17 protein-coding genes and 1 tRNA gene are annotated in these 23719 nt (G+C 64.7%); 13 read left to right on the plus strand and 5 right to left on the minus strand.

The genetic code is table 11. The features are described 5' to 3' along the window. Positions 1 to 357: 357 nt before the first annotated feature. Positions 358 to 434 (minus strand) — tRNA-Met (locus tag RT614_RS22520). 69 nt (positions 435 to 503) lie between these two features. Here RT614_RS22520 and scpB point away from each other — a divergent pair. The 8 genes from scpB to typA all read left to right on the plus strand — a co-directional run bounded on the left by scpB (position 504) and on the right by typA (position 12457). Then, positions 504 to 1967, plus strand: a complete 1464-nt coding sequence (scpB, locus tag RT614_RS22525; RefSeq protein WP_313624492.1) for an SMC-Scp complex subunit ScpB — start codon at positions 504 to 506, stop codon at positions 1965 to 1967. Between the two features lie 35 nt (positions 1968 to 2002). Then, positions 2003 to 3808, plus strand: coding sequence for a 23S rRNA pseudouridine(2605) synthase RluB (gene rluB / locus RT614_RS22530; RefSeq protein WP_313624394.1), 1806 nt, complete (start codon positions 2003 to 2005; stop codon positions 3806 to 3808). A 482-nt stretch (positions 3809 to 4290) separates the two neighbouring features. Next, on the plus strand, positions 4291 to 4791 hold the full coding sequence (rimP, locus tag RT614_RS22535; protein WP_313624493.1) for a ribosome maturation factor RimP: 501 nt from the start codon (positions 4291 to 4293) through the stop codon (positions 4789 to 4791). Further along, the gene (gene nusA, locus RT614_RS22540; RefSeq protein WP_056322387.1) at positions 4788 to 6266 is read left to right on the plus strand and encodes a transcription termination factor NusA; all 1479 of its coding nucleotides are present in this window, start codon (positions 4788 to 4790) and stop codon (positions 6264 to 6266) included. Before rimP ends, nusA begins: the two co-directional genes overlap by 4 nt. 96 nt (positions 6267 to 6362) lie before the next feature. Next, positions 6363 to 9422, plus strand: coding sequence for a translation initiation factor IF-2 (gene infB, locus RT614_RS22545; RefSeq protein ID WP_313624395.1), 3060 nt, complete (start codon positions 6363 to 6365; stop codon positions 9420 to 9422). Between the two features lie 21 nt (positions 9423 to 9443). Continuing rightward, complete coding sequence (gene rbfA / locus RT614_RS22550; RefSeq protein WP_313624396.1) at positions 9444 to 9845, plus strand: 30S ribosome-binding factor RbfA; 402 nt, start codon at positions 9444 to 9446, stop codon at positions 9843 to 9845. Between the two features lie 39 nt (positions 9846 to 9884). Continuing rightward, positions 9885 to 10637: a tRNA pseudouridine(55) synthase TruB gene (truB, locus tag RT614_RS22555; protein ID WP_313624397.1), complete on the plus strand. Its 753-nt coding sequence runs from the start codon at positions 9885 to 9887 to the stop codon at positions 10635 to 10637. After that, positions 10634 to 12457: a translational GTPase TypA gene (typA, locus tag RT614_RS22560; RefSeq protein WP_313624399.1), complete on the plus strand. Its 1824-nt coding sequence runs from the start codon at positions 10634 to 10636 to the stop codon at positions 12455 to 12457. The genes truB and typA overlap by 4 nt, the downstream gene beginning before the upstream one ends. 87 nt (positions 12458 to 12544) lie before the next feature. On the opposite strand, the gene RT614_RS22565 is transcribed toward typA, so the two are convergent. Continuing rightward, positions 12545 to 12943, minus strand: a complete 399-nt coding sequence (locus RT614_RS22565) for a 4-oxalocrotonate tautomerase (protein ID WP_313624401.1) — start codon at positions 12941 to 12943, stop codon at positions 12545 to 12547. 112 nt (positions 12944 to 13055) lie between these two features. Here RT614_RS22565 and RT614_RS22570 point away from each other — a divergent pair, with 112 nt between their 5' ends. Further along, positions 13056 to 13919 (plus strand): LysR substrate-binding domain-containing protein, encoded by an 864-nt coding sequence (locus RT614_RS22570; protein WP_313624403.1) that lies wholly within the window; start codon positions 13056 to 13058, stop codon positions 13917 to 13919. Between the two features lie 66 nt (positions 13920 to 13985). Here RT614_RS22570 and RT614_RS22575 read toward each other — a convergent pair whose 3' ends face one another. Further along, positions 13986 to 14612 carry a TIGR00730 family Rossman fold protein gene (locus tag RT614_RS22575; RefSeq protein WP_313624404.1) on the minus strand — a complete coding sequence of 209 codons (627 nt, stop codon included), beginning with the start codon at positions 14610 to 14612 and terminating at the stop codon, positions 13986 to 13988. A gap of 52 nt (positions 14613 to 14664) precedes the next feature. On the opposite strand from RT614_RS22575, the gene polA reads away from it, so the two are divergent. From polA to RT614_RS22590, 3 genes are all read left to right on the plus strand, one after another. Beyond that, a complete protein-coding gene (gene polA / locus RT614_RS22580) occupies positions 14665 to 17382 on the plus strand; it encodes a DNA polymerase I (RefSeq protein ID WP_313624405.1) in 2718 nt (905 codons plus the stop codon). A gap of 132 nt (positions 17383 to 17514) precedes the next feature. After that, positions 17515 to 18354 carry a ZIP family metal transporter gene (locus tag RT614_RS22585; protein WP_313624406.1) on the plus strand — a complete coding sequence of 280 codons (840 nt, stop codon included), beginning with the start codon at positions 17515 to 17517 and terminating at the stop codon, positions 18352 to 18354. A 55-nt stretch (positions 18355 to 18409) separates the two neighbouring features. Further along, positions 18410 to 19198, plus strand: a complete 789-nt coding sequence (locus RT614_RS22590; RefSeq protein ID WP_313624407.1) for a dienelactone hydrolase family protein — start codon at positions 18410 to 18412, stop codon at positions 19196 to 19198. Positions 19199 to 19413: 215 nt separating this feature from the next. On the opposite strand, the gene RT614_RS22595 is transcribed toward RT614_RS22590, so the two are convergent. Next, the gene (locus RT614_RS22595; protein ID WP_313624408.1) at positions 19414 to 21075 is read right to left on the minus strand and encodes a Na/Pi cotransporter family protein; all 1662 of its coding nucleotides are present in this window, start codon (positions 21073 to 21075) and stop codon (positions 19414 to 19416) included. 175 nt (positions 21076 to 21250) lie between these two features. Here RT614_RS22595 and RT614_RS22600 point away from each other — a divergent pair, with 175 nt between their 5' ends. Continuing rightward, entirely contained in the window at positions 21251 to 22642 is a 1392-nt protein-coding gene (locus RT614_RS22600) for an L-serine ammonia-lyase (RefSeq protein ID WP_313624409.1), read from the plus strand. A 59-nt stretch (positions 22643 to 22701) separates the two neighbouring features. On the opposite strand, the gene htpX is transcribed toward RT614_RS22600, so the two are convergent. Further along, positions 22702 to 23583, minus strand: coding sequence for a protease HtpX (htpX, locus tag RT614_RS22605; protein WP_313624410.1), 882 nt, complete (start codon positions 23581 to 23583; stop codon positions 22702 to 22704). Between the last annotated feature and the right edge of the window lie 136 nt (positions 23584 to 23719).

Below are 23719 nucleotides of genomic sequence, written 5' to 3' on the forward strand. Positions count from 1 at the left end.
CCCAGTGATAACTATGCAAGCCAACACCGACTGTCGCGTCGCCGTTTTTGCGGCGGGCCGGGCGTGTGCGGATGCGCGTCGTGTGATCGCAAGCCCCGCAGTGGCGTCTTCGCGCCTGCGTGCGGTTTTTCGCGCGGTTTCGCGTCTTCTTGCTGGCGCGGCTGGTGTTGCGCCTTCGCTGTCAGTGGCTTTGGTGTCAGGGGATTCGGTATCTGCAGCTTCGGTATCTGAGGCTTCGGTGTCCGCAGCTTCGGCGCCGGTGGCTTCAATGCGCGTGGCAGTCCTGTCGGCCGCTTGTTTTCAATTCGCGGGCGCAAATGAAAAAGGCCCGGCGCATACGCCAGGCCTTCATCAATTTGGTTGCGGGGGCAGGATTTGAACCTACGACCTTCGGGTTATGAGCCCGACGAGCTGCCAGACTGCTCCACCCCGCGTCTGAGAAATGAATATTAACCTTCTTTCAAACCTAGCGCAAGTTAGCCCCTTTTTGAATTTGGATGTCGATGAACGATAGCGAGGCAATACTCGTGCTGGAAACCGCGCTTTTGTGTGCGGTGCAGCCGATGCAGATTTCCGATATGCGCAAGCTGTTCGGGGATGATGAACAATTCGACAACAACGCCGTGCGTACGCTCCTCGCGACGCTGCAAAGCAACTGGGCCGACGGCGGACTTGAGCTTGTGCAACTGGCATCCGGATGGCGGTTTCAAAGCCGTCCCAGCATGCAGCGCTACCTGGAGCGCCTGAGCCCCGAGAAGCCGCCCAAGTACTCGCGCGCCGTCATGGAAACGCTGGCCATCGTGGCCTGGCGCCAGCCCGTGACGCGTGGCGATATCGAAGATATTCGCGGCGTGACGGTGTCATCGCAGATCGTAAAGGCGCTCGAGGATCGCGGCTGGATCGAAGTCATCGGCCATCGTGACGCGCCGGGACGTCCCGCGCTGTTCGGCACGACGCGCCAGTTTTTGGATGACCTGGGCTTGCGTGCGCTCGACGAGCTGCCCCCGCTGGAGTCCGCCCACGCCGCTGCCGCGCTGGCCGGGCTGGATCTGGGCGAAGTCCAGCAGGTCCTGGGAGAAGGGGGCGATTCCCCCGAAAGCGATGCCGGCGCGGAGCAAGGCGCGCCAGCGGTGCAGGCTGGTCCTGAAGAAGAGGGGGTGTCCGCCGACGCGTCCGGGTCTGAAAATGCGGGCGACGCGCAAGGCTCCCTGGAATCGGTTGCCGAAGGCGCTGGTTCGGGCAATGGGGCCTCTGAAGAGAGTGCTACCACTGAAGAGGCTGCGAGCGCCGAAGAGGCTGCGGCTACTGAAAAGTCTGCGAACGCTGAAGAAATCGCCGCCGAAGGTATCGCCTCTGGAGAAATCGCATCGGAAGCCGCTTCGTCCGAGGATGATTCCTTCGAGCAGCAGGCAGACGCCCTCGACTCGCCCACAACTACCGAGTCGCAAAATGTGCGCGCTGGGAATGCCCGTGGGGACGAAGATCTGAACTTTCCGTTGCCTGAATTGTCTCTTTCGGAAGACGATGCTCCCATAGCTGCCATCGATAGCGTAGAATCGCAGCTTTCGCGCACAGAAGAAGGCGCGGATCCCGCCGACGAATCCACCGTCCGGGAGCAAGCCGAAGGCTTGTCCAATACGCTGCCCTCGTCCGGATTCTCCGGCAACAGGGCTGGCAACGACATTTCCAATATGGCCGCCGATGCCTCCGAGGCCGGTGCTGCAAAGGAAATGGTCGAGAACGCAAAACACGCGGAACCGACTGACCCGATTGACGAGACCAATACTGTGGCCCCTGGCGCCGCCGGGCGTGAGCCCGTTCATGGTCTTGGCGAGGCCGTTCAGCCTGACCCCGATTCCGCCACCGCGGATCCGGAAGAGGCGGACCCCGAGCGGTCCGGGTCTGAACGGACTTCGGCGTCCCCAGATGATGACGCGCCTGCTCCCGGCAGGCCTACACAAGTTTGAAATTCGGAGCTGTCCCAGTGACAACGAATACAGCAATGCAGGACGACACCCCCCGCCCGGATGACGCCGTGACCGGCGGCCAGCCTGAAACCTCCGTCTCGCGAGAGCCGGCTGCCGAAGGTGACGCCGGCGCGCGCGGTCGCGGACGAAAGCTGAGGACGCCGTTTCGCCGTCGCCGCGGTGACGCCGCGGCGGAACAGGCGCCCGCGGCAGAAGGGCAGCCCGCGACGGCGGCCGCTCCGGTCGAATCTGTGGATTCCCGGGGAAATGAGCAGGAAGCCGAACAGGCCCTGGCCTATCTGGATACGGCCGACCGTATGGAGCAGCGGCTGGGCAAGTACCTGAACAGCGAAGCCGTCATGCCCAAGCTGCACAAGGTGCTGGCCGATGCCGGAATCGGTTCGCGCCGCGAGATGGAAGAACTGATTGTCGCGGGCCGTGTGTCCGTCAATGGCGAGCCGGCCCACATCGGCCAGCGCGTGGGTCCCAATGACCAGGTGCGCGTCAACGGCAAGCCGATCATGCGCGCGAACACTAAAAAGCCGCCGCGCGTGATCCTCTATCACAAGCCCGCCGGCGAAATCGTCAGCCACGACGATCCGGGTGGCCGGGCCAGCGTTTTTGCGCGCCTGCCCAAGCTGCGCACCGGTAAATGGCTGTCGGTGGGGCGTCTGGACCTGAACACCGAAGGTCTGCTGATCTTCACGACCTCGGGCGACATGGCCAACCGGATCATGCATCCGCGTTATGGCACCGAGCGCGAATACGCGGTCCGCGTCCTGGGTGAAATGGACGAAGCGCAGCGCCAGTCGCTGGTGGACGGCATCGAGCTCGAAGACGGCCTGGCTGCGTTCGGCTCGCTGGACTACCTGGGCGGCGACGGCAGCAACCGCTGGTATCGCGTCACGCTGCAGGAAGGCCGTAATCGCGAAGTCCGCCGCATGTTCGAGGCAGTTGGCGTCACCGTCAGCCGCCTGATCCGCACTCGTTTCGGCGACGTGGTCCTGCCCCGCACGCTGCGTCGCGGCCGGTGGGACGAGCTGGACGCCTCGCTCGTGACCGCCCTCATGGTTCAGCTTGGACTGTTGCGAGATGACGACGATGCGCCGGGTAATCGCCGGCGCTCCAAGCAGCCGCAATCGCATGACAGCGCGTTGCCCCCGGGATTCGGCACCATGGACCGCAACGGCATGAACGGCGCTCGCATCGGACGCCGCGGCAAGCTGCAGGGCGGCGGTGTCGGTAGCGCCGGACAGGCCGCGGCGTGTCCCTCCGATCCTTTCGGCACCGGCTTGATGATTGCCGGCGGCTACGCCAATGGTCATCCGTTGGCTGCCGAAGGCGGTGCTGGCAACCGCAAGGGCGGCAAGTCCACGGGCCGGCCCTCCGGCGCTGGCAAGCCGGGCGGGAAGCCCGGCGGGCGGTCCGGCGGCAAGCCGCGTGGCCCGCGGGCCGCAGCTGCGAACGGTCCTGCCGGCAATGCGGCTTCCGCCAATGTGGCGGCTGGCGGCATGGCAGAGGCTCCTGCCGGTACGGGCCGTCGGCCTGGCGGCAAGTCTTCCGGCAAGCCTGCCGGTGGCAAGCCGGCCGGTTCACGCGGCGGCAATGCTCCCCGTAATGGCAAGCCCGCGTCCGGCGGACGCGGCGGAAACAAGGCCGAAGGCGCGCGCACGGGTGGAAACAAGGGTCCGGGCGCAGGCGGCAAGCCGCGCTCGCCCCGCAGCGGCGCATCGCGCGGCGAGGGTTCCTCCCGCGGCGACGACTGGCAGCCCCGCGGTGCTTCGGCGCACGAATCGCGCCTGGGCGTGGTGGGTGGTGGCCGGGGGCGCCAGGGCCGCTGAAGGCCGCCAGGCGGTGCGCTGGACGCACTGTCTGGTTTGGGATCCGTCCCACATAACCGTAAGCCCGTGACGAATCAGGCGTTTTTCCAGTTTATCTGGTAAAATCAATGGTTTTCATGGCTTCGCGTCATTGCTTTTTGACGGATGCACTGCGTTGTCTTCAGTGCGCGTTACCGCAAAAAGCACGTCGGCGGCGTTTCTGCCAGTCGGGCGCACGGCTTTTGTACTGGCGTGTGCTTTTGTACTGGCGTGTGCCGGACGCTGTTTGCAGCAGTCTCCTTGGCGCGTGTCGCTATCTGCAGTCGGTGCGCAAGCGCCGCGGTACCCGGACTGAACGGGTAGGGCAGGCAAGGCGGCGCAAGCCAAAAATTAGGTCGCAATATAGGGCGCTGCCCAGCATTGCTCCTTACGTGCAGTAGGGAAGCGGCTGGGCTCTGTGCAATATCGGTGGGCTGGGCGTGCAGCCCATTTTTTTTGAGTATATGGCTGATTTATTCGCATTGACCGAAGAGGCTCTGGCCGGCATGGACGTCGAACTCGTTGACGTCGAGCGTGCCGCCCTGGGCCTTTTGCGCGTCACGATCGATCGGGTCGGCGGTGTGCGCATCGAAGACTGCGAGCAGGTGTCCCGCCAATTGTCGCGGGTGTTTGAGGTCGAGAACATCGACTACAAGCGGCTGGAAGTCGGTTCGCCGGGCATTGACCGCCCGTTGCGCAACGAGGCCGAATTCCGCCGGTTCGCAGGCGAGCGCATCGAAATCAAGCTGCGCGAGGCATTGGACGGCCGCAAGGTCTTTTCGGGCACGTTGACCGTGCCGGAAGACGACGCCGCAGCCTCGGACGCTGCTGGAATGCACAAGACCGTGTTCGGTCTCGAATTTGAGGCAAAAAAGAACGAAGTCCAGGTTTTGAATTTCACGGTCGATGACATCGAACGTGCAAAACTGGATCCCGTTCTGGATTTCAAGGGCAAAAAGCGATGAGTCGCGAAATTCTTCTGTTGGTCGATGCCTTGGCGCGTGAAAAGAACGTCACGCGTGACGTCGTGTTCGGCGCTCTCGAAAGTGCGCTGGCCTCGGCCATGAAAAAGCGCTTCAAGGATGATGCGGACATCCGTGTTTCCATCGATAGGGAAACCGGTGACCACGAAGGCTTCCGCCGGTGGCTGGTCGTGCCCGACGAGGCCGGCCTGCAAGAGCCCGACAAGCAGGAAATGCTGTCGGATGCCGAGGAAATCGTCCCCGGCATCAAGGAAGGCGAGTACATCGAAGAGCCGCTCGAACCCATCGAATTCGGTCGTATCGGCGCGCAGGCGGCCAAGCAGGCCATCCTGCAGAAGATCCGCGACGCCGAGCGCGAGCAGGTGCTCAACGACTTCCTGGATCGTGGTGAAACCATCGTGTCCGGAACGATCAAGCGCATGGACAAGGGCGACGCCATCGTCGAAACCGGCAAGATCGAAGCGCGCCTGCCGCGCTCCGAAATGATCCCGAAGGAAAACCTCCGGGTCGCCGATCGCGTGCGCGCCTTCGTGTTGCGTGTAGACCACGCCGCGCGCGGCCAGCAAGTGATCCTCTCGCGCACGTCGCCCGAGTTCATCCGCCAGCTGTTTGAGAACGAAGTGCCCGAAATCGAACAGGGCCTTCTTGAAATCAAGGCTGCTGCCCGCGACGCCGGCGTGCGTGCGAAGATCGCCGTGGTGGCATACGATAAGCGTATCGATCCCATCGGTACCTGCGTGGGCATGCGCGGTTCGCGCGTAACCGCCGTGCGCAACGAACTCGGCGGCGAACAGGTCGACATCGTGCTGTGGTCGGAAGATCCCGCGCAGTTCGTCATCGGCGCCCTGGCGCCGGCCAACGTAGAATCCATCGTGGTCGACGAAGACAAGCACGCGATGGACGTCGTTGTCGACGAGGAAAACCTGCCCAAGGCCATTGGCGCCAAGGGCCAGAACGTGCGCCTGGCATCCGAACTGACCGGCTGGCAGATCAACATCATGACGCCGGAAGAAAGCCTGAATCGCCAGGAAGTCGAGCGTTCGGGGTTGCGCACCACGTTCATGAGCAAGCTTGACGTCGATGAAGAAGTCGCTGACATCCTGATCGACGAAGGATTTACCGGTATCGAGGAAATCGCCTACGTTCCCATGCAGGAACTGCTGGAAATCGAGGCGTTTGACGAAGACACCATCAATGAGTTGCGCGCCCGTGCCCGCAATGCGCTCCTGACCGAGGCAATCGCCCAGGAAGAGCGCCTTGAGACCGCACAGGATTTGCTTGAACTCGAAGGCATGACGCCGGAACTGGCCGCCAAGCTGGCCGAGCGTCAAGTGCATACGCGTGATGATCTGGCCGAATTGGCAACGGACGAACTGGCGGAAATCGCCGGTCTGACCGAACAGGAAGCCAGCGATCTCATCATGCGTGCCCGCGCCCATTGGTTCGACGAAGAATAACCAAAAGGACACGGGTCTGCGGCGGAGGAAGCTCCGCTTCGTCTGCCGCAAGTTCACGTTGTTTGTAATAGCTGCCTATAGGGAAGAGAGAGCCTAATGTCGAGTAATACCGTCGCCCAGTTCGCTACCGAGCTGAAAATGCCTGCCAACGTGCTGCTGGATCAGCTGCGTTCGGCTGGCGTTGACCTCAAATCGGTCGACGACTCCGTCACCGACAGCGACAAGGCGAAATTGCTCGAATCGCTGCGTCGCGCCCATGGCGCGACCGAAGGCAAGAAGATCACGCTGACGCGCCGCCAGACTTCCGAGATCCGGCAAGCCGACGCCACGGGCCGTTCGCGCACCATTCAAGTCGAGGTGCGCAAGAAGCGCGTTTTCGTCAAGCGCGACCCGTCCGAACTCGCCCTGGAGCAGGCTGCTTCCGCCCGTGCGGAAGAAGAAGTTGCGGCCGATGAGGCCCAGCAGGTCTCCGCGCCGGCCGCGCCTGTGGCGCCTGCCGCCGTCGAGCCCCGCGAAGCTGCTCCCGTGCCGGCCGAGGCCCCGGCCCCGGCTCCCGCCCCCGTGCAAGAGCCCGCCGCCGCCGAAACGGCCGCGCCGGTCGAAGCGCCCGAGGCAACTGAATCCGTCGCGGCCGAAGCGCCCGCCCCCGTCGAGGCCCAAGCGCCCGAAGTCCAGGCTCAGCCTGAACCCGAACCGACGCCGGCGCCCGCTCCTGCCGAGCCCGTGGCCACCGAGGCCAAGCCCGAAATCAAGACTGAACCCACCGAGCCCCAGGCTGAACAAGCCGAGCCGGAACCCGCTGTGCTAGCCAATAAGTCCGAATCCTCTTCCTCCCAGGCCGCTGGGCCTGTCGCCCAGGCCCAGCCTGCCGCGAAGTCCGAACCCGTAAAGCCCGCCGCGAAGCCCGAGGCTGCCGCGCCCGCTGCCGCCCCCAAGGTTGGCAACCGCGCCGACAATCGTCGTGCAGGTCCGCCGCTGGCCGCGTCCGCCGCTCCGGCTGCCCGTGACGAAGCCCGCCGCGCTGCCGAAGCTGAAGCTGCCGCGCTGCGTGAAATGCTCAACCGTCCGCGCAAGGTGCTGCGTGCGCCCGAGCCCGAGGCTCCTGCCGCCGCGCCGATTTCCGGCACGCTGCACAAGCCGGCCGGCAAGCCCGGCGCCGCGCCTGCCGCCAAGAAGGACGCCAAGCCCGCAGCTCCGGGCGCCAAGAAGACCATCAAGACCGCCGAAGTCGCTTCGACCTGGTCCGATGACTCCTCGCGCAAGAAGCCTGCCGACAAGCCCGCAGCACCTGCCAGCCGCGACGGCTGGCGCGCAGGCGGCAAGGGCGGTGGCAAGTCGGGCGGCCGCGGTGGCCGCAACCAGCAGAACGACCGTCGCAGCGAACCGGCGCCGCAGGAATTCATCGCGCGTGAAGTCCACGTGCCGGAAACCATCAGCGTGGCCGACCTGGCGCACAAGATGTCCGTCAAGGCCGCCGAGGTCATCAAGCAACTGATGAAGCTGGGCCAGATGGTCACCATCAACCAGGTTCTGGACCAGGAAACGGCCATGATCGTGGTCGAGGAACTGGGCCACGTCGCCATCGCCGCCAAGCTGGACGATCCGGAAGCCTTCCTGGACGAAACCGCCTCGCAATCCGAAGCCGAACAGCTGCCGCGCGCCCCGGTCGTGACCGTCATGGGCCACGTCGACCACGGCAAGACCTCGCTGCTGGACTACATCCGCCGCGCCAAGGTTGCCGCGGGCGAAGCCGGCGGCATTACGCAGCACATCGGCGCCTACCATGTCCGCACCGAGCGCGGCATGGTGACCTTTCTTGACACCCCGGGCCACGAGGCGTTCACCGCCATGCGTGCCCGCGGCGCCAAGGCGACGGACATCGTCATCCTGGTGGTTGCTTCCGACGACGGCGTGATGCCGCAAACGCGTGAAGCCATCCACCACGCCAAGGCCGCGGGCGTGCCCATGGTCGTGGCCGTGACCAAGATCGACAAGCCGTCCGCCAACCCGGACCGCGTCAAGCAGGAACTGGTTGCCGAAGAAGTCGTGCCGGAAGAATACGGCGGCGACGTGCCGTTCGTCGGCGTGTCCGCCAAGACCGGCGAGGGCATCGACGACCTCCTGGAAAACGTGCTGCTGCAAGCCGAAGTGCTGGAACTGAAGGCGCCGGAAGACGCGCCCGCCAAGGGCCTGGTCATCGAAGCCCGTCTGGACAAGGGCCGCGGCCCCGTCGCGACGATCCTGGTGCAGAGCGGCACGCTCAAGCGCGGCGACGTCGTGCTGGCCGGCGCAAGCTTTGGCCGTGTGCGCGCCATGCTGGACGAAAACGGCAAGCCGATCCAGGAAGCCGGTCCTTCGATCCCCGTGGAAATCCAGGGCCTCACCGAAGTTCCCGCCGCCGGCGACGAATTGATGGTGCTGTCCGACGAGCGCAAGGCGCGTGAAATCGCGCTGTTCCGCCAGGGCAAGTTCCGCGACGTCAAGCTGGCCCGCCAGCAGGCCGCCAAGCTCGAGTCCATGTTCGACAACCTGGGCGAAGGCACGCAGACCCTGGCCCTGATCGTCAAGACCGACGTTCAAGGTTCGCAGGAAGCGCTGGTGCAATCGCTGACCAAGCTGTCCACCGACGAAGTGCGCGTGCAAGTCGTGCACGCGGCCGTGGGCGGCATTTCGGAAAGCGACATCAACCTGGCCATCGCCTCGAACGCCGTGGTGATCGGCTTCAACGTGCGGGCGGAAGCCAGCGCCAAGAAGCTTGCCGAGAACAACGGCATCGACGTGCGCTACTACAACATCATCTACGACGCCGTGGATGAGGTGAAGGCGGCCATGTCGGGCATGTTGGCGCCCGAGAAGAAGGAAGAGATCATCGGCCTGGTCGAGATCCGCGAGGTCTACAGCATCTCCCGCATCGGCAACATCGCCGGTTGTATGGTGCTGGACGGCATCGTGCGTCGCGACTCGCAGGTCCGCCTGCTGCGCAACAACGTGGTCCAGTGGACCGGCCAGCTCGAATCGCTGCGCCGCTTCAAGGACGACGTCAAGGAAGTCAAGTCGGGCTTCGATTGCGGTCTCACGCTGCGCGGCAACAACGACATCCAGGTGGGCGACCAGCTGGAAGTCTTTGAAATCAAGGAAATCGCGCGTACGCTGTAAAGCGCGCGCCAGGCATTGTTAATGAGCCGTCACAAGTCCAAAGCCATCCCCGGCCGCAATCTGCGGCTGGCCGACCAGATCCAGAAGGATCTGGCCGGGATCATCCAGCGCGAAATCGACACGACTCGCGCTGGACTGATCACCCTTTCGGGTGTGGAGCTGTCGACCGACTACGCGCATGCCAAGGTGTGGTTCACGGTTTTGGGCGCCGAGCCCGAAGCCGCCACCGCCTTGCTGAACGAGAAGGCCGGCTGGCTGCATTCGCAGCTCTACAAGCTGTTGCACATTCACACCGTCCCCACTTTGCGCTTTTTCCACGACGAGCAAGTCGCTCGTGGCATCGAGATGTCGATCCTCATCGACCGCGCAAACCGCCCCGGCCCGCATTCGGGCGTTCCCGACGAGCCAGAAGACCAGTCCTGAACGGGCTGTCGTCACTGCTTCATTTTCCGGATTTCGACGATGGCTAAACGACGCGGGCTTGCGCTCGACGGTGTGCTGTTGCTCGACAAACCTGTAGGTTTGTCGAGCAACCACGCCCTGCAGCGCGCCAAACGCGCCATGGACGCGGCAAAAGCGGGCCATACCGGCACGCTGGACCCCTTTGCGACCGGCTTGCTGGTGTGCTGTATGGGGCGCGCGACCAAAATTTCCGGCGCGATGCTTGACGCCGACAAGGCATATCGCGCTACGCTGCAATTTGGATCGGAAACCGATTCCGGCGACCTGACGGGCAACGTCACGGCCACCGCCGAACCGGGGTTCGCCGTCGAGGAACAGGCACTGCGCGACGCGCTGTCACGTTTCTCCGGCACCATCTCGCAGATTCCGCCGATGTACTCGGCGCTCAAGCGCGACGGCAAGCCCTTGTACGAGTACGCGCGCGCCGGCATCGAGCTGGAGCGGCCTCCGCGCCAGATCACGATATACCGCATCGAGCTGTTGTCCCTGAACGGGACGCAGGCAGAGATCGATGTGGCTTGCAGTAAAGGCACATACATCCGAACGCTTGCCCAGGACATCGGGCGCGTGCTGGGCTGTTACGCCCACCTGACGGCGCTGCGGCGCACGCATGTCGGGCCATTTTCTCTGGAACGCGCCGTTGAACTGGAAGCCTTGCAGGCCATGCCAGACCCGAAGCAGGCATTGCTTGCACTGAACGAATTGCCGGAGGGCTTGCTGCCCTCCACCCTGACCATAAAGGACTCGCTATGACTCGCGCCTTGCGCAACGTCGCCATCATCGCCCACGTTGACCACGGTAAAACCACCCTGGTCGACCAGCTGCTGCGCCAATCCGGCACCTTCCGCGAAAACCAGGCGCTGACCGAACGGGTCATGGACTCGAACGACCTGGAAAAAGAACGCGGCATCACCATTCTGGCCAAGAACTGCGCCGTCGAATACCAGGGCACCCACATCAACATCGTCGACACCCCGGGACACGCGGACTTCGGCGGTGAAGTCGAGCGCGTGCTGTCCATGGTCGACGGCGTGCTGCTGCTGGTCGATGCGGTCGAAGGCCCGATGCCCCAGACCATCTTCGTGACCCGCAAGGCGCTGGCCCTGGGCCTGAAGCCGATCGTCGTGGTCAACAAGGTCGACCGCCCCGGCGCCCGCACCGACTTCGTCATCAACGCCACGTTCGACCTGTTCGACAAGCTGGGCGCCACCGAAGAGCAGCTGGACTTCCCGGTCGTGTACGCCTCGGGCCTGTCGGGCTACGCCGGTCTCACCCCGGACGTGCGCGAAGGCGACATGCGTCCGCTGTTCGAAGCCATCCTGCAGCACGTGCCGCAGCGTAACGACGATCCCAATGGTCCGCTGCAGATGCAGATCATCTCGCTGGACTACAACAGCTACGTCGGCAAAATCGGCGTGGGCCGCATCAACCGTGGCCGCATGCGTCCCGGCATGGAAGTCGCCTACAAGTTCGGTCCCGACGGCCAGGGCGGCCGTGGCCGCATCAACCAGGTGCTGAAGTTCCACGGCCTGGAGCGCGTCGTCGTGAACGAAGCCGAAGCCGGCGACATCGTGCTGATCAACGGCATTGAAGAACTGGGCATCGGCTGCACCGTCACCGACCCGGTCAACCAGGAACCGCTGCCGATGCTGCGCATCGACGAGCCCACCCTGACCATGAACTTCATGGTGAACACGTCGCCGCTGGCCGGCCGCGAAGGCAAGTTCGTGACCAGCCGCCAACTGCGCGACCGCCTGGATCGTGAACTGAAGTCCAACGTGGCGCTGCGCGTGCGCGACACGGGCGACGACACGGTGTTCGAAGTGTCGGGCCGTGGCGAACTGCACCTGACCATTCTGCTGGAAACGATGCGCCGTGAAGGCTACGAGCTGGCCGTGTCGCGTCCGCGCGTCGTGTTCAAGGAAATCGATGGCGTGAAGTCCGAGCCGTTCGAATCCCTGACGGTCGACGTGGAAGACGCGCATCAGGGCGGCGTCATGGAAGAACTGGGCCGCCGCAAGGGCGACCTGCAGGACATGCAGCCGGACGGCCGTGGCCGTACCCGCCTGGAATACCTGATCCCGGCCCGCGGCCTGATCGGCTTCCAGAACGAGTTCCTGACGCTGACGCGCGGCACGGGCCTGATGAGCCACATCTTCCACGAATACGGCCCGGTCAAGGAAGGCGCCATCGGCGAGCGCCGCAATGGCGTGCTGATCAGCCAGGACAACGGCGACGCCGTGGCCTACGCGCTCTGGAAGCTCCAGGATCGCGGCCGCATGTTCGTCAATCCGGGTGAAGCGCTGTACGAAGGCATGATCATCGGCATTCACAGCCGCGACAACGACCTGGTCGTGAACCCGATCAAGGGCAAGCAGCTGACCAACGTGCGCGCCTCGGGCACCGACGAAGCCGTGCGCCTGGTTCCGCCGATCCAGATGTCGCTGGAATACGCCGTGGAATTCATCGACGACGACGAACTGGTGGAACTCACCCCGAAGTCGATCCGTCTGCGCAAGCGTCACCTGCTGGAAAACGAGCGCAAGCGCGCCGCACGCGAAGCCGCTGTCTGACTTTGAGCGCGGGAAGCCTGGTCTTCCCGCCTCGATGCGAAAAGCCGCGCACCTTTCAGGGTGCGCGGCTTTTTTTCGTTGGCGGCATTACAGACCACCGTGCTGATGGCGGTACTCCTGCGTGCGGCCGCCATACCCATAGGCGGCTGCACGCGCGTCGATGACGTGGACGTAGGAGCACTCGTGCAGCTCGCCCAGGATGTCCTGGAAGGCGCCGAACACCTCCTTGATGAAGCGCGCTTTTTCGGCCTTGGTATTGGTTTCGTCCGTGACGCTGATGTCCAGGTGGAATGCGTGCTTGCCCAGTTCGGATAAGGGCTGGCCGCCGATGAACCATAGTTCGTGCGGAATGTGCTGCAGGGTGATGGCGATGACGGGCAGCTTCTTGCCCAACACGGACTGGGTCAGTCCCTTGACCGCATCGACGATGCGGCGGTCGATGTCGGCGTCGGGCGTTCCAGAACGATGGATGACGATGTGAGGCATGGCGGATCTCCTGGGTGGACGGTACAACTGCAGTGTAGAAACGCCGTTGACATCGGAAAAGCGGGAATTTACGATTTCATCTATCGATTAATCCGTTGGATGGAGACGCCTTATGTCGGGCTTCGACCTGGACCAATTGCGCACGCTTGTGGCCGTGCTGGATGCGGGCAGCCTGACGGCGGCCGCGCCGAAGGTGTTCCTGTCCCAATCGTCGGTCAGCGAACAGATGCGCAAACTGGAAGACCGCGCCGGCCAGGCTTTGCTGGTGCGCGGCAAGGCCGGCGTCGCCGCCACACCGGCGGGCGAGCGCCTGCTTGCGCATGCGCGGGCAATCCTCGCCCTGAGCGACGAGGCCTATCGCGACCTGCGCGGTGTCGCCTTGCGTGGCGAGCTGCGGCTGTGCATCACCGACTATTTCCGGCCCGGCGACGTGGCGCGCATGCTGCGCCGACTCAACGAGCAATATCCGCAGGTGCGGCTGCACGTCACCATCATGAAAAGCGGCGCCATCGAAGCCGCCTACGAACGTGGCGAGATCGACGTGGGCATTTCGATGGTCATTCAGGAACGAAGCGCCGCGCGCGGGCGGGCGCAAGGCGCGCTGCTGCGCCGCGAGCCACTGTTGTGGATGGCGTCCGAAGTCGCGTCCGCTCCGCTTGCCGATCCGTTGCCGCTACTGGTGTTGCCGGAGAGCTGCGCGTTGCGGCAGTACGTGGAAGGGCTGCTGTCCCGTCGCGGTGTGGCGTACTCGGTGGCGCATGTCGCTTCCGGCGTGGCAGGCCTGCAATTGGCGGTGGCGGCAGGCTTGGGCATCGCCTGCCTGAACGAGTCCGCGCTGCGGGCAGGCATGACGCGCGTGCATGCGCCGGGCCTGCCGCCGCTGCCGTCGGTGGAATTCCGCCTGCTCGCCGCCCGCCCCGGTGAAAGCGACTTCGTGGGGCTGGCGCGCGAGGCCATCGTCAAGGCGATGGCATAGGCATCGGCCTCGAGGCGACGCTGCGTGGCGCAGGGCGGCCGGCGCTGCCCGCTGCGGCGGCGACGGTCAGGCGGGCAGGGAAGGGGCGTACTGTTCCGAGGAAGTGACGCGTTCGTGGAATTCCACGACTTTGCGCACCACCTTGACGGGATCGTCCTCGATGATGAAGAGTTCCAGGTCATGCGCGGCAATCATGCCGTTGCCCAGCACCTGGTCGCCCAGCCATTCAGCTAGGCCCGACCAGTATTCGCTGCCGACCAGCACGATCGGCGCGGGCGGAACCTTGCCGGTCTGGATGAGCGTCAATGCTTCGAAGAGTTCGTCCAGGGTGCCGAAGCCGCCCGGCATCGCCACGTACGCGAAGCTGTGCATGAAAAACGCCGCCTTCCGAGGAAAAAAGTACTCGAACGACAGGCTGATGGTTTGGTATTCGTTGTTGTGCGCTTCGTGCGGCAGGCTGATGTTCAAGCCGACGCTCGTGCCTCCTGATTCAAATGCACCTTTGTTGGCGGCCTCCATGATGCCGGGGCCGCCGCCTGCGATGACCGCGAAGCCGGCTTCGGCAAGTGCGGACGAAATTGCGATGGTGGTTTCGTAGTACGGGGAATTGCGGCTGACTCGTGCGCTGCCGAAAACGCTGACCGCGGGCCCGATGTGTGCGAGCTTGTCTGCCGCCGTCCGTATCTCTGACATAATCAGCGGAATTTGTTTGCCGGCGGGTGTATCCATATCTGCCTTTGTAACCATGAAAAAAACCTTATTACTGGTCGACGGTTCAAGTTACTTGTACCGCGCTTTCCACGCTATGCCTGATTTGCGCAACGCGCAAGGCGAACCCACGGGTGCGCTTTACGGCGTGGTGAATATGCTGCGCAAGCTTGTATCTGACCATAAGGCAGAGTATGCCGCATGCATTTTCGATGCCCGCGGCAAGACGTTTCGGGATGACCTGTATCCAGAGTACAAGTCGCACCGTCCCCCTATGCCTGAAGACCTGGCAGCACAAATCGATCCCATCCATCGCGCCGTGCGCGCGTTGGGGTGGCCGGTGCTGGCGATCGAAGGGGTCGAGGCCGACGACGTGATCGGAACCCTGGCGCATCATGCCGCGCAACACGACGTCCACACCATTGTCTCTACGGGCGACAAGGATCTGGCGCAATTGGTGAACAGCCATGTCACCCTGGTCAACACCATGAGCGGCGAAGTCCTGGACGAAGCGGGCGTCGTCAACAAGTTCGGCGTTCCGCCCGATCGCATCGTGGATTACCTGATGCTGGTGGGCGACACGGTCGACAACGTTCCGGGCGTGACCAAGGTGGGGCCCAAGACGGCCGCCAAATGGATTACGGAATTTGGCTCCATCGACAAGCTGATCGAAGGCGCCGATGGCGTGAAGGGTGTGGCGGGCAACAACCTGCGCGAAGCCATTCCCAACTTTCCGCTGACGCGCCAGCTTCTGACCGTCAAATGCGACTGCGACCTGACCGGCCACGTCGACAGCGTGCATGACCTGACGCCGCGCTCGCGCGACGACGCGGTGCTGACCGAGCTGTACGAACGCTACGGGTTCCGCACATGGCTGCGCGACCTGACCGGCGATGCCGAGCGCGTGCCCGCAGGCGATGCACGGGTCGCCCATGAAGCGCCGGCCGCGCCGGCGACCATCGACTACCGCATCATTGCCGACTGGGCCGCATTCGACGCCTGGATGGCGCTGATGCAGGACGCGTCCCTGGTGGCGCTGGACACCGAGACCACCTCGCTGGATGAGATGCAGGCGCGGCTTGTTGGCCTGTCGCTGTCGGTCGCGCCCGGCGTGGCCTGCTATATCCCGGTCGCGCATCGCGGACCGGACGGCGCGACCCAGTTGCCCAAGGACGAAGTCCTGGCCCGGTTGAAGCCGTGGCTCGAAGATCCGGCGCGCGCCAAGCTGCTGCACCACGCCAAGTACGACACGCACGTGTTCGCCAACGAAGGCATCCGCCTGGCCGGCGCCGCCGAAGACACCATGCTGCAGGCCTACGTGCTGGAGTCCCATCGGGGCGTCGGCCTGAACGACCTGGCGCAGCGTTACCTGGGCCGCACCGGCGTGTCCTACGAGGACCTTTGCGGCAAGGGCGCCAAGCAGATCGGCTTTGACGAAGTCGCGGTGGACAAGGCTGGCCATTACGCCGCCGAGGACGCGGACTTCACGCTGCAGCTTCATCAGGTGTTGCGTCCGATGGTGGCTGCCGATGAAGGGCTGGAACGCATTTACCAGCTGGAAATGCAGGTGTCCGCCGTGCTGACCACCATCGAGCGCAATGGCGTGAAGGTGGACGCGGCGGAACTTGGCCGCCAGAGCAACAAGCTCGGTCAGGAAATGCTGTTGCTGGAACAAAAGGCCTATGAACTGGCGGGCCAGCCGTTCAACCTGAATTCGCCCAAGCAACTGGGCGAGATCCTGTTCGGCCGCATGCAATTGCCCGTGGTGCGCAAGACCGCGAGCGGTGCGCCTTCCACCGACGAGGAAGTGCTCAGCAAGCTGGCGCTGGACTATCCGCTGCCGCAGGTGCTGCTGGAATACCGCGGCCTGTCGAAGCTGAAGTCCACGTACACCGACAAGCTGCCGCGCATGATCAATCCGGCTACGGGCAGGGTACATACCCATTACTCGCAGGCCGCCGTGATCACGGGGCGCCTGGCTTCGTCGGATCCCAATCTGCAGAACATTCCGGTCCGCACCGAGGCCGGCCGGCGCGTGCGCGAGGCCTTCATCGCCGAACAGGGCATGCTCCTGTCGGCGGACTACTCGCAGATCGAGCTGCGCATCATGGCTCACGTGTCGGACGACGCCAACCTGCAGCGGGCTTTCGCGGCTGGCGAGGATATCCACCGCGCCACCGCATCCGAGGTCTTCGGCGTGCCGCTGGACGGCGTGTCCTCCGATCAGCGGCGGGCGGCCAAGGCCATCAACTTCGGGCTGATCTACGGCATGGGCGTTTTCGGCCTGGCCTCCAACCTGGGCATCACCCGCGACGCCGCTCAGGCGTACATCGACCGCTATTTCGCGCGCTACCCCGGTGTTGCGATGTACATGGACAACACCCGGCGCCTGGCGCGCGAGCAGGGCTACGTCGAGACCGTCTTCGGGCGCCGACTGCAACTGCCGGAAATTCGAGGCGCGTCCGGCCCGCGCAGGCAGGGCGCCGAGCGCGCGGCCATCAATGCGCCCATGCAGGGCACGGCTGCCGACCTGATCAAGATGGCGATGGTGGCGGTGCAGGACTGGCTCGAAGCCGAAAAGCTGCAGACGCGCATGATCATGCAGGTGCACGACGAACTGGTGCTTGAAGCGCCGGACGCCGAGCTTGAACTGGTCAAGGAAGCGCTGCCACGCCTGATGTGCAACGTGGCGACCCTGCGCGTGCCGCTGGTGGCGGAGGTCGGCGTGGGCAAGAACTGGGAGCAGGCGCACTGACGCAGCCGCCTCGGGGCGGGACGACGTCCCGCTTCCCCATGACGGTGGGCCGCCCTGGGCGGCCCATTTCCGCTTTTGCGATTGCAACAATATAATGTTGCGCTTTCACCCCGCCTAATTCTCCGTCGCCTCATGTTGCTGCTCTGGGTCCTGCTTGCCACCGTTACCGGCGGCCTTATTGCCGTCCTTGTCGCCAGCTGGCTGGCGTACAAGGTCTTTGCCCAATATCTGCATCACATGGTGAGCCTGTCGGTCGGGGTGCTGCTGTCGGTCGCCTTGTTGCATCTGCTGCCGGAGGCCTTCGAAACCGGCGTGGGCGATTCCCACGTGTTGTTTGGCCTGATGCTGGCGTCGCTGATCGGCTTTTTCGTGCTGGAAAAGATCGCGCTGCTGCGCCATAGCCATCACCACGAAGGGGATGGCCACCATCATCACAAGGGCCACGACCGTCACGAGGCCGGACGCGGCGGGGTGCTGATCCTGATCGGCAGTTCGCTGCACAACCTGTGCGACGGCGTCCTGATCGCGGCCGCGTTCCTGACCGATCCTCTGTTGGGCGTGCTGACCGCGGCGTCGATCATTGTCCACGAGGTGCCGCACAAGCTGGGCGATTTCGTGGTTCTGCTCAATGCCGGTTTGCGCCGCCGCCGCGCTTTCGCATTGATCCTGTTCACCAGCTTGTGTTCAGCCGTGGGCGGCATAATAGGGTACTTCGTGCTGCAGCAGGCGCAGGACCTGGTCCCGTATATCCTGGTGGTTGCCGCCAGCAGCTTCCTGTATATCTCGGTGGCCGACCTGATGCCGCAAATGCACGAGCGGGTCTCCCTTTCCGACGCCGTGCCGCAATTGCTGCTGGTCGGCGTGGGCGTGGCGCTGATCTACAGCGTCACGACCCTGATGCACCACGGGCACGAGCACGGCGCGGATGCGGGCCATGGCGCCGCCCACGCGGAGCACGGCCACCGGCACTAGCGCCGGGATGGGCGGGGGAGGGCCGGCTTTGTCGATCCCAACCAAGGAGTTCTCCATGAGTTTTTCCACCGCCGCCGGCAATGTAGCCCCCACCGTGATCCACACCGACACGCAGGGTCTGGTCCACGGGGATTTCCAACTGCCCGTCGCCAACGGGCCGATTGACGCCTACTACGCCGCGCCGCAAGGCAAGCGCGACTTGCCCATCGTGCTGGTCGTGCAGGAGATCTTTGGCGTTCACGAGCACATCAAGGACATCTGCCGCCGCCTGGCCAAGGAAGGCTACCTGGCCGTGGCCGCCAATCTCTATCAGCGTCAGGGCGACGCCTCGGCTTATACCGACATCCCGAAACTTATCTCCGAGCTGGTCAGCAAGGTGCCTGACGAACAGGTGTACGCGGACCTGGACGCCAGTGTTGCGTGGGCGGCGGCCAATGGCGGTGACGCGCGCCGCGTGGCGGTGACGGGCTTCTGCTGGGGCGGCCGCCTGACCTGGATGTACGCGGCGCACAATCCGGACGTCAAGGCGGGCGTGGCCTGGTACGGCAAGCTCAGCGTGGGCCACGGTCCGCTGATCAAGCGCGTCGCGTTCGACGTGGTCGACGAGCTGCATGGCCCTGTCCTTGGCCTGTACGGCGGCCGCGATGCCAGCATCCCGCTGGCGGACGTCGAAACCATGAAGACCAAGCTCGCGTCGGGCAGCGCCGCGGCAAAGCAGTCCGAGATCGTCGTCTACCCGGAAGCCGATCACGCCTTCCTGGCTGACTACCGCGCCAGCTACCACCCCGAGGCTGCCAAGGATGGCTGGCGCCGGATGCTGGATTGGTTCAAGCGGTATTTGTGATCAGTCAGGAAAAAACCGACCCGAGGGTCGGTTTTTTGTTGCCGGGCTGCTGTTGCGGTTCATGCAAAGTTGCGGGGCGCCGCCGGGCCGTCTCGGAACGGGCCGTCCCATAACGGGCCGTCCCATAACGGGCCGTCCCATAACGGGCCGTCCCATAACGGGCCGGCCAGCACGAGCGGGTTAGGCGGCGTGCGCGCCAACATACAGGCCGACATTCAATTCCCGGCTTCCCGAAGACGGCTGGGGAGCAGTTCGCCGTGCCGGGCGAGGAGGGGGTAGGCGGCGGCGCCTACCAGGTGAGAGTTGATGCCCTTCATGTCCCGAAGGATATCCAGGTACAGGGCGCCGACCTCGGCGGCATCCACCTGTCCCGACTTGATCTTCTGCAGGTGGTTGTCGGCGGCCTGCGTTTCGATCGTGCGGAAGCGGGCCTTTTCCTCGGCCAGGGTGCGGGCCTGCCGCAAGTCATCGTTCACGAACAGCGCTGCGGCGGTGCGCTGGTTGGCGATGAGCTGGCCCAGGGTGTCGTCCAGGCTGGCGCGTTGCTCGGGCGAAAACACCCAACCCTGCTTGCGCAGCTTGGCGACGTGGCTGAGCAGGCCGTGATGCGCGATGTCGCCTGCGTGGCCGATGTTGCTGGTGAACGCCAGGATGTCGTCCAGCCGCTGGATGTCGTCGCGCGTCATGTTTTCCTGGTCCAGCGTGGCCAGGTAGGTCGTAATGGCGTTTTCCAGCTTGTCCAGCGCGCCGTCCAGCTGGCGCGCCTGCACCATGCGGTGGCGGTTGTCGCGCTTGAAGCCGGCGCGCGCGTAGAGCAGCAGCGTCTGCACCATGTCGGCCATGCGCAAGGCCTCGCGCGCGGCGTTGCCCAGCGCCACGGCCGGGACGTCATGGGCCCACTCGTCCAGGTATTGGGGCCGGGACGGATCGTTGGGATCGGCGCGCTTGGGCAGCCAGCGGGTGAGAAGGGCGGCGTACGGCGTCAGGAGCGGCAGGAACACCAGCGCGATGACGGCGTTGAACAAGGTGTGGAAGTTGGCGACGGCGCGGGCAGGATCGTTGGCCAGGCCGGTCATCCAGGGCTGCAGGAATGGCAGCAGCATCAGCCCGGCCAGCACGCCCAGCACCCGCGTCAGCAGATTGCCCAGCGGCAGGCGCCGCGCGGCCGGGTCATCGCCCGTGACGCCTTCGATCATCGGATTTATCGCGGTACCCAGGTTGGCGCCGAGCACCAGCGCAAAGGCCACGTGCGGGGCCACCATATTGTGGCTGGCCAGCGACATCACCAGCACCACCACGGCGACGCTGGAGTGCGCCGCCCAGGTGAACGCGGCCGACAACAGCACGGCCGCAACGGGCTGGGTCGACAGCGCGTCCAGGATCATGCCCAGCATCGGCGCCGTCTGGAACGGCGCGAAAAGCTCCACGAGCTGATGCAAAGACAGCAGCAGCAATCCCAGGCCGATGAATACCCGTCCAAGGTCGCGAGTGCGGCCCGGCGGATAGCGTCGGAACATCCAGACGCCCGCGAGGATCAGGATGGGCGCCAGTTCGGTCAGGTCGAAGGACAGGAGCTGGACGATCAGCGTGGTGCCCACGTTGGCGCCCAGCATGGCGGCCAGGGCTGGCACCAGGCCCACGACGCCGCCGGCCGCGAAACCGGTGATCATCAGGCCGGTGGCGGTGCTGCTCTGAAGCGCGGCGGTGATGCCCAGGCCCGCAGCAAACGCGCGGAGGCGAGTGCCCAGCGCCCGGCCCAGTGCGGCGCCCAGGGCCGCTCCGAAGGCGCGCTGGACGCCCGTCTGGACCATATGCACGCCCCAGAGGAGCAGCGCCACGTAGCCGGCGAAGTCAAGCAGGGTAGTGAGTCCAGACATCCAGGCGTGTTTCCGTTCTTTTTATGACAAGTAATAATTCTGTAATGATCGCATGCCCCGGCGGGCGGGGAAACCCGCCCGGCAGATACAGGATACGCCCGGCGGGGCTTTGCTGCGTGCGCCCCGGCCAGCGCGTATCATTGCCTGATCATATGTGGATGTACTGGAGTTTCGCGTGGCCGTTTCCGTATTCGATCTGTTCAAGATAGGCATTGGCCCGTCTAGCTCCCATACGGTGGGCCCGATGCGGGCGGCGCTGTTGTTCGCGCAGGGCCTGGAACGCGATGGACTGATCCCTCGTGTCGCCAGCGTGCGGGCCGAACTCTACGGATCCCTCGGCGCCACCGGCAAGGGGCACGGCACCGACAAGGGCGTGCTGCTGGGCCTGATGGGCGAAGCGCCCGACACCGTGGACCCGGCCGCCATCGCCGGCATGGTCGCCTCGGTGCGGTCCAGCCGGCAGTTGCCTTTGCTGGGCAAGTACCCGCTGCCCTTCGTCGAAAAGGAACACCTGATGTTCTATCGCCGCGAAGCCATGGCCGAACATCCCAACGGCATGAAATTCCACGCATTCGACGCCGAAGGCCAGTCGCTGCGCGAGGCGCGCTACCTGTCGGTGGGCGGCGGCTTCGTGGTCACCGCCGGAGCATCGAACAGCCAGGTCATCGCCGCGCACGACCAATTGCCGTACCCGTTCCGCATGGGACGCGAGCTGCTGGCCATGTGCCAGGACAGCGGGCTCTCCGTCGCCCAGATCATGATGCAGAACGAGCTCACGTGGCGCGACGTGTCCGAGGTCAACGCCGGGCTGGATCGCATCTGGCAGGTGATGCAGGACTGCGTATCGCGCGGTTGCGGCATCAATTATCCGGAAGCGGACGGCGAACTGCCCGGCCCGTTGCGGGTGCGCCGCCGGGCGCCCGAGCTCTACCGCAACCTGACGCAGCGTGCCGAACGCACCCTGTCCGACCCGCTGTCCGTCATGGACTGGGTGAACCTGTACGCGATGGCCGTCAACGAAGAGAACGCCGCCGGCGGCCGCGTCGTCACGGCGCCGACCAACGGCGCGGCGGGCATCATTCCGGCGGTCCTGCACTACTACGACCGCTTCGTGCCGGGCGCCAACCGCGAGGGCGTGCGCGACTTCCTTCTGACGGCCGCCGCCATCGGCCTGCTGTACAAGTACAACGCGTCGCTGTCGGGCGCCGAGGTCGGATGCCAGGGCGAAGTGGGCGTGGCCTGTTCCATGGCCGCTGGCGGCTTGGCCGCCGCGCTGGGCGGAGCCGTCGAGCAGGTCGAAAATGCGGCCGAAATCGGCATGGAGCACAACCTGGGCCTTACTTGCGACCCCGTGGGCGGCCTGGTTCAGATTCCCTGTATCGAGCGCAACGCGATGGCGTCGGTCAAGGCCGTCAACGCCGCGCGCATGGCGCTGCGCGGGGACGGCCAGCACTACGTGTCGCTGGATTCGGTTATCAAGACCATGCGCGAAACCGGGGCCGACATGAAGACCAAGTACAAGGAAACTGCCCGCGGCGGCCTGGCGGTCAACATCGTGGAATGCTGATCAGGCGTCGCGCCCAATGGAAAAGGCCCCTTGCGGGGCCTTTTTGCTGCCGGCGCGGATCAGATCACGCGGGCATTCTGCAGAGCGGCGATGCGGGCCGGGATGGGCGGGTGCGAGGCGAACATGGCCGCCAGGCCGCCCTTGCCGGTGATGCCGGAGGCTTCGAAGGACTTGGGCAGTTCGCCCGGTTCCAGTCCGCCCAGACGGGCGAGGGCGCGGATCATCGGTTCGCGGGCGCCCATCAGGTGGGCCGAGCCGGCGTCGGCGCGGTATTCGCGCTGGCGCGAGAACCAGGCCACGATGATGGAGGCCAGGACGCCGAAGATGATTTCACAGACCAGCACGGTGATGAAGTAGCCCGGGCCGATGCCGCGTTCGTTCTTGAACACGACGCGGTCGATGAAGTAGCCCACCACGCGCGCCAGGAAGACGACGAAGGTGTTCACCACGCCCTGGATCAGGGTGAGGGTGACCATGTCGCCGTTGGCGATGTGCGCGACTTCGTGGGCCAGCACGGCGGCGACTTCTTCTTCGCTCATGCTTTCCAGCAGGCCGGTCGATACGGCGACCAGCGAGTCGTTCTTGAAGGCGCCCGTGGCGAACGCGTTGGGCGCGCCTTCGTAGATGGCGACTTCGGGGCGGCCGATGCCGGCGCGGTCGGCAAGCTGATGCACGGTGTCCACCAGCCAGGCCTCGCGCTGATTGCGGGGGGAGTTGGGGTCCAGCACCTGGGCGCCGGTGCTCCATTTGGCCATCGGCTTGCTCATCAGCAGCGAAATGATGGCGCCGGTAAAGCCCACGACCACCGAGAAGATCAGCAGCGCGTTGAAGTTGAGCCCGTTGGCCGTGATGATGCGGTCTACGCCGAGGATGCGCAGTGTGGCCGACAGCACAAGCATGACGGCCAGGTTGGTCAAGACAAAAAGGACGATGCGTTTCATGTTTTTTTATTCCTATGCGAGCGGCAAATACCCGGGTTTCGACATGGCGGCGGCCCGCCAGTTCCCCGACTCGCCGGCTCCGCTCCCGGTGACGGAGAGTATAGTATCGCTTTCCCTTATTCCTTCTTCTCTTTTC

It is taken from the genome of Achromobacter sp. (assembly GCF_032102605.1).
Classification (GTDB): domain Bacteria; phylum Pseudomonadota; class Gammaproteobacteria; order Burkholderiales; family Burkholderiaceae_B; genus Achromobacter.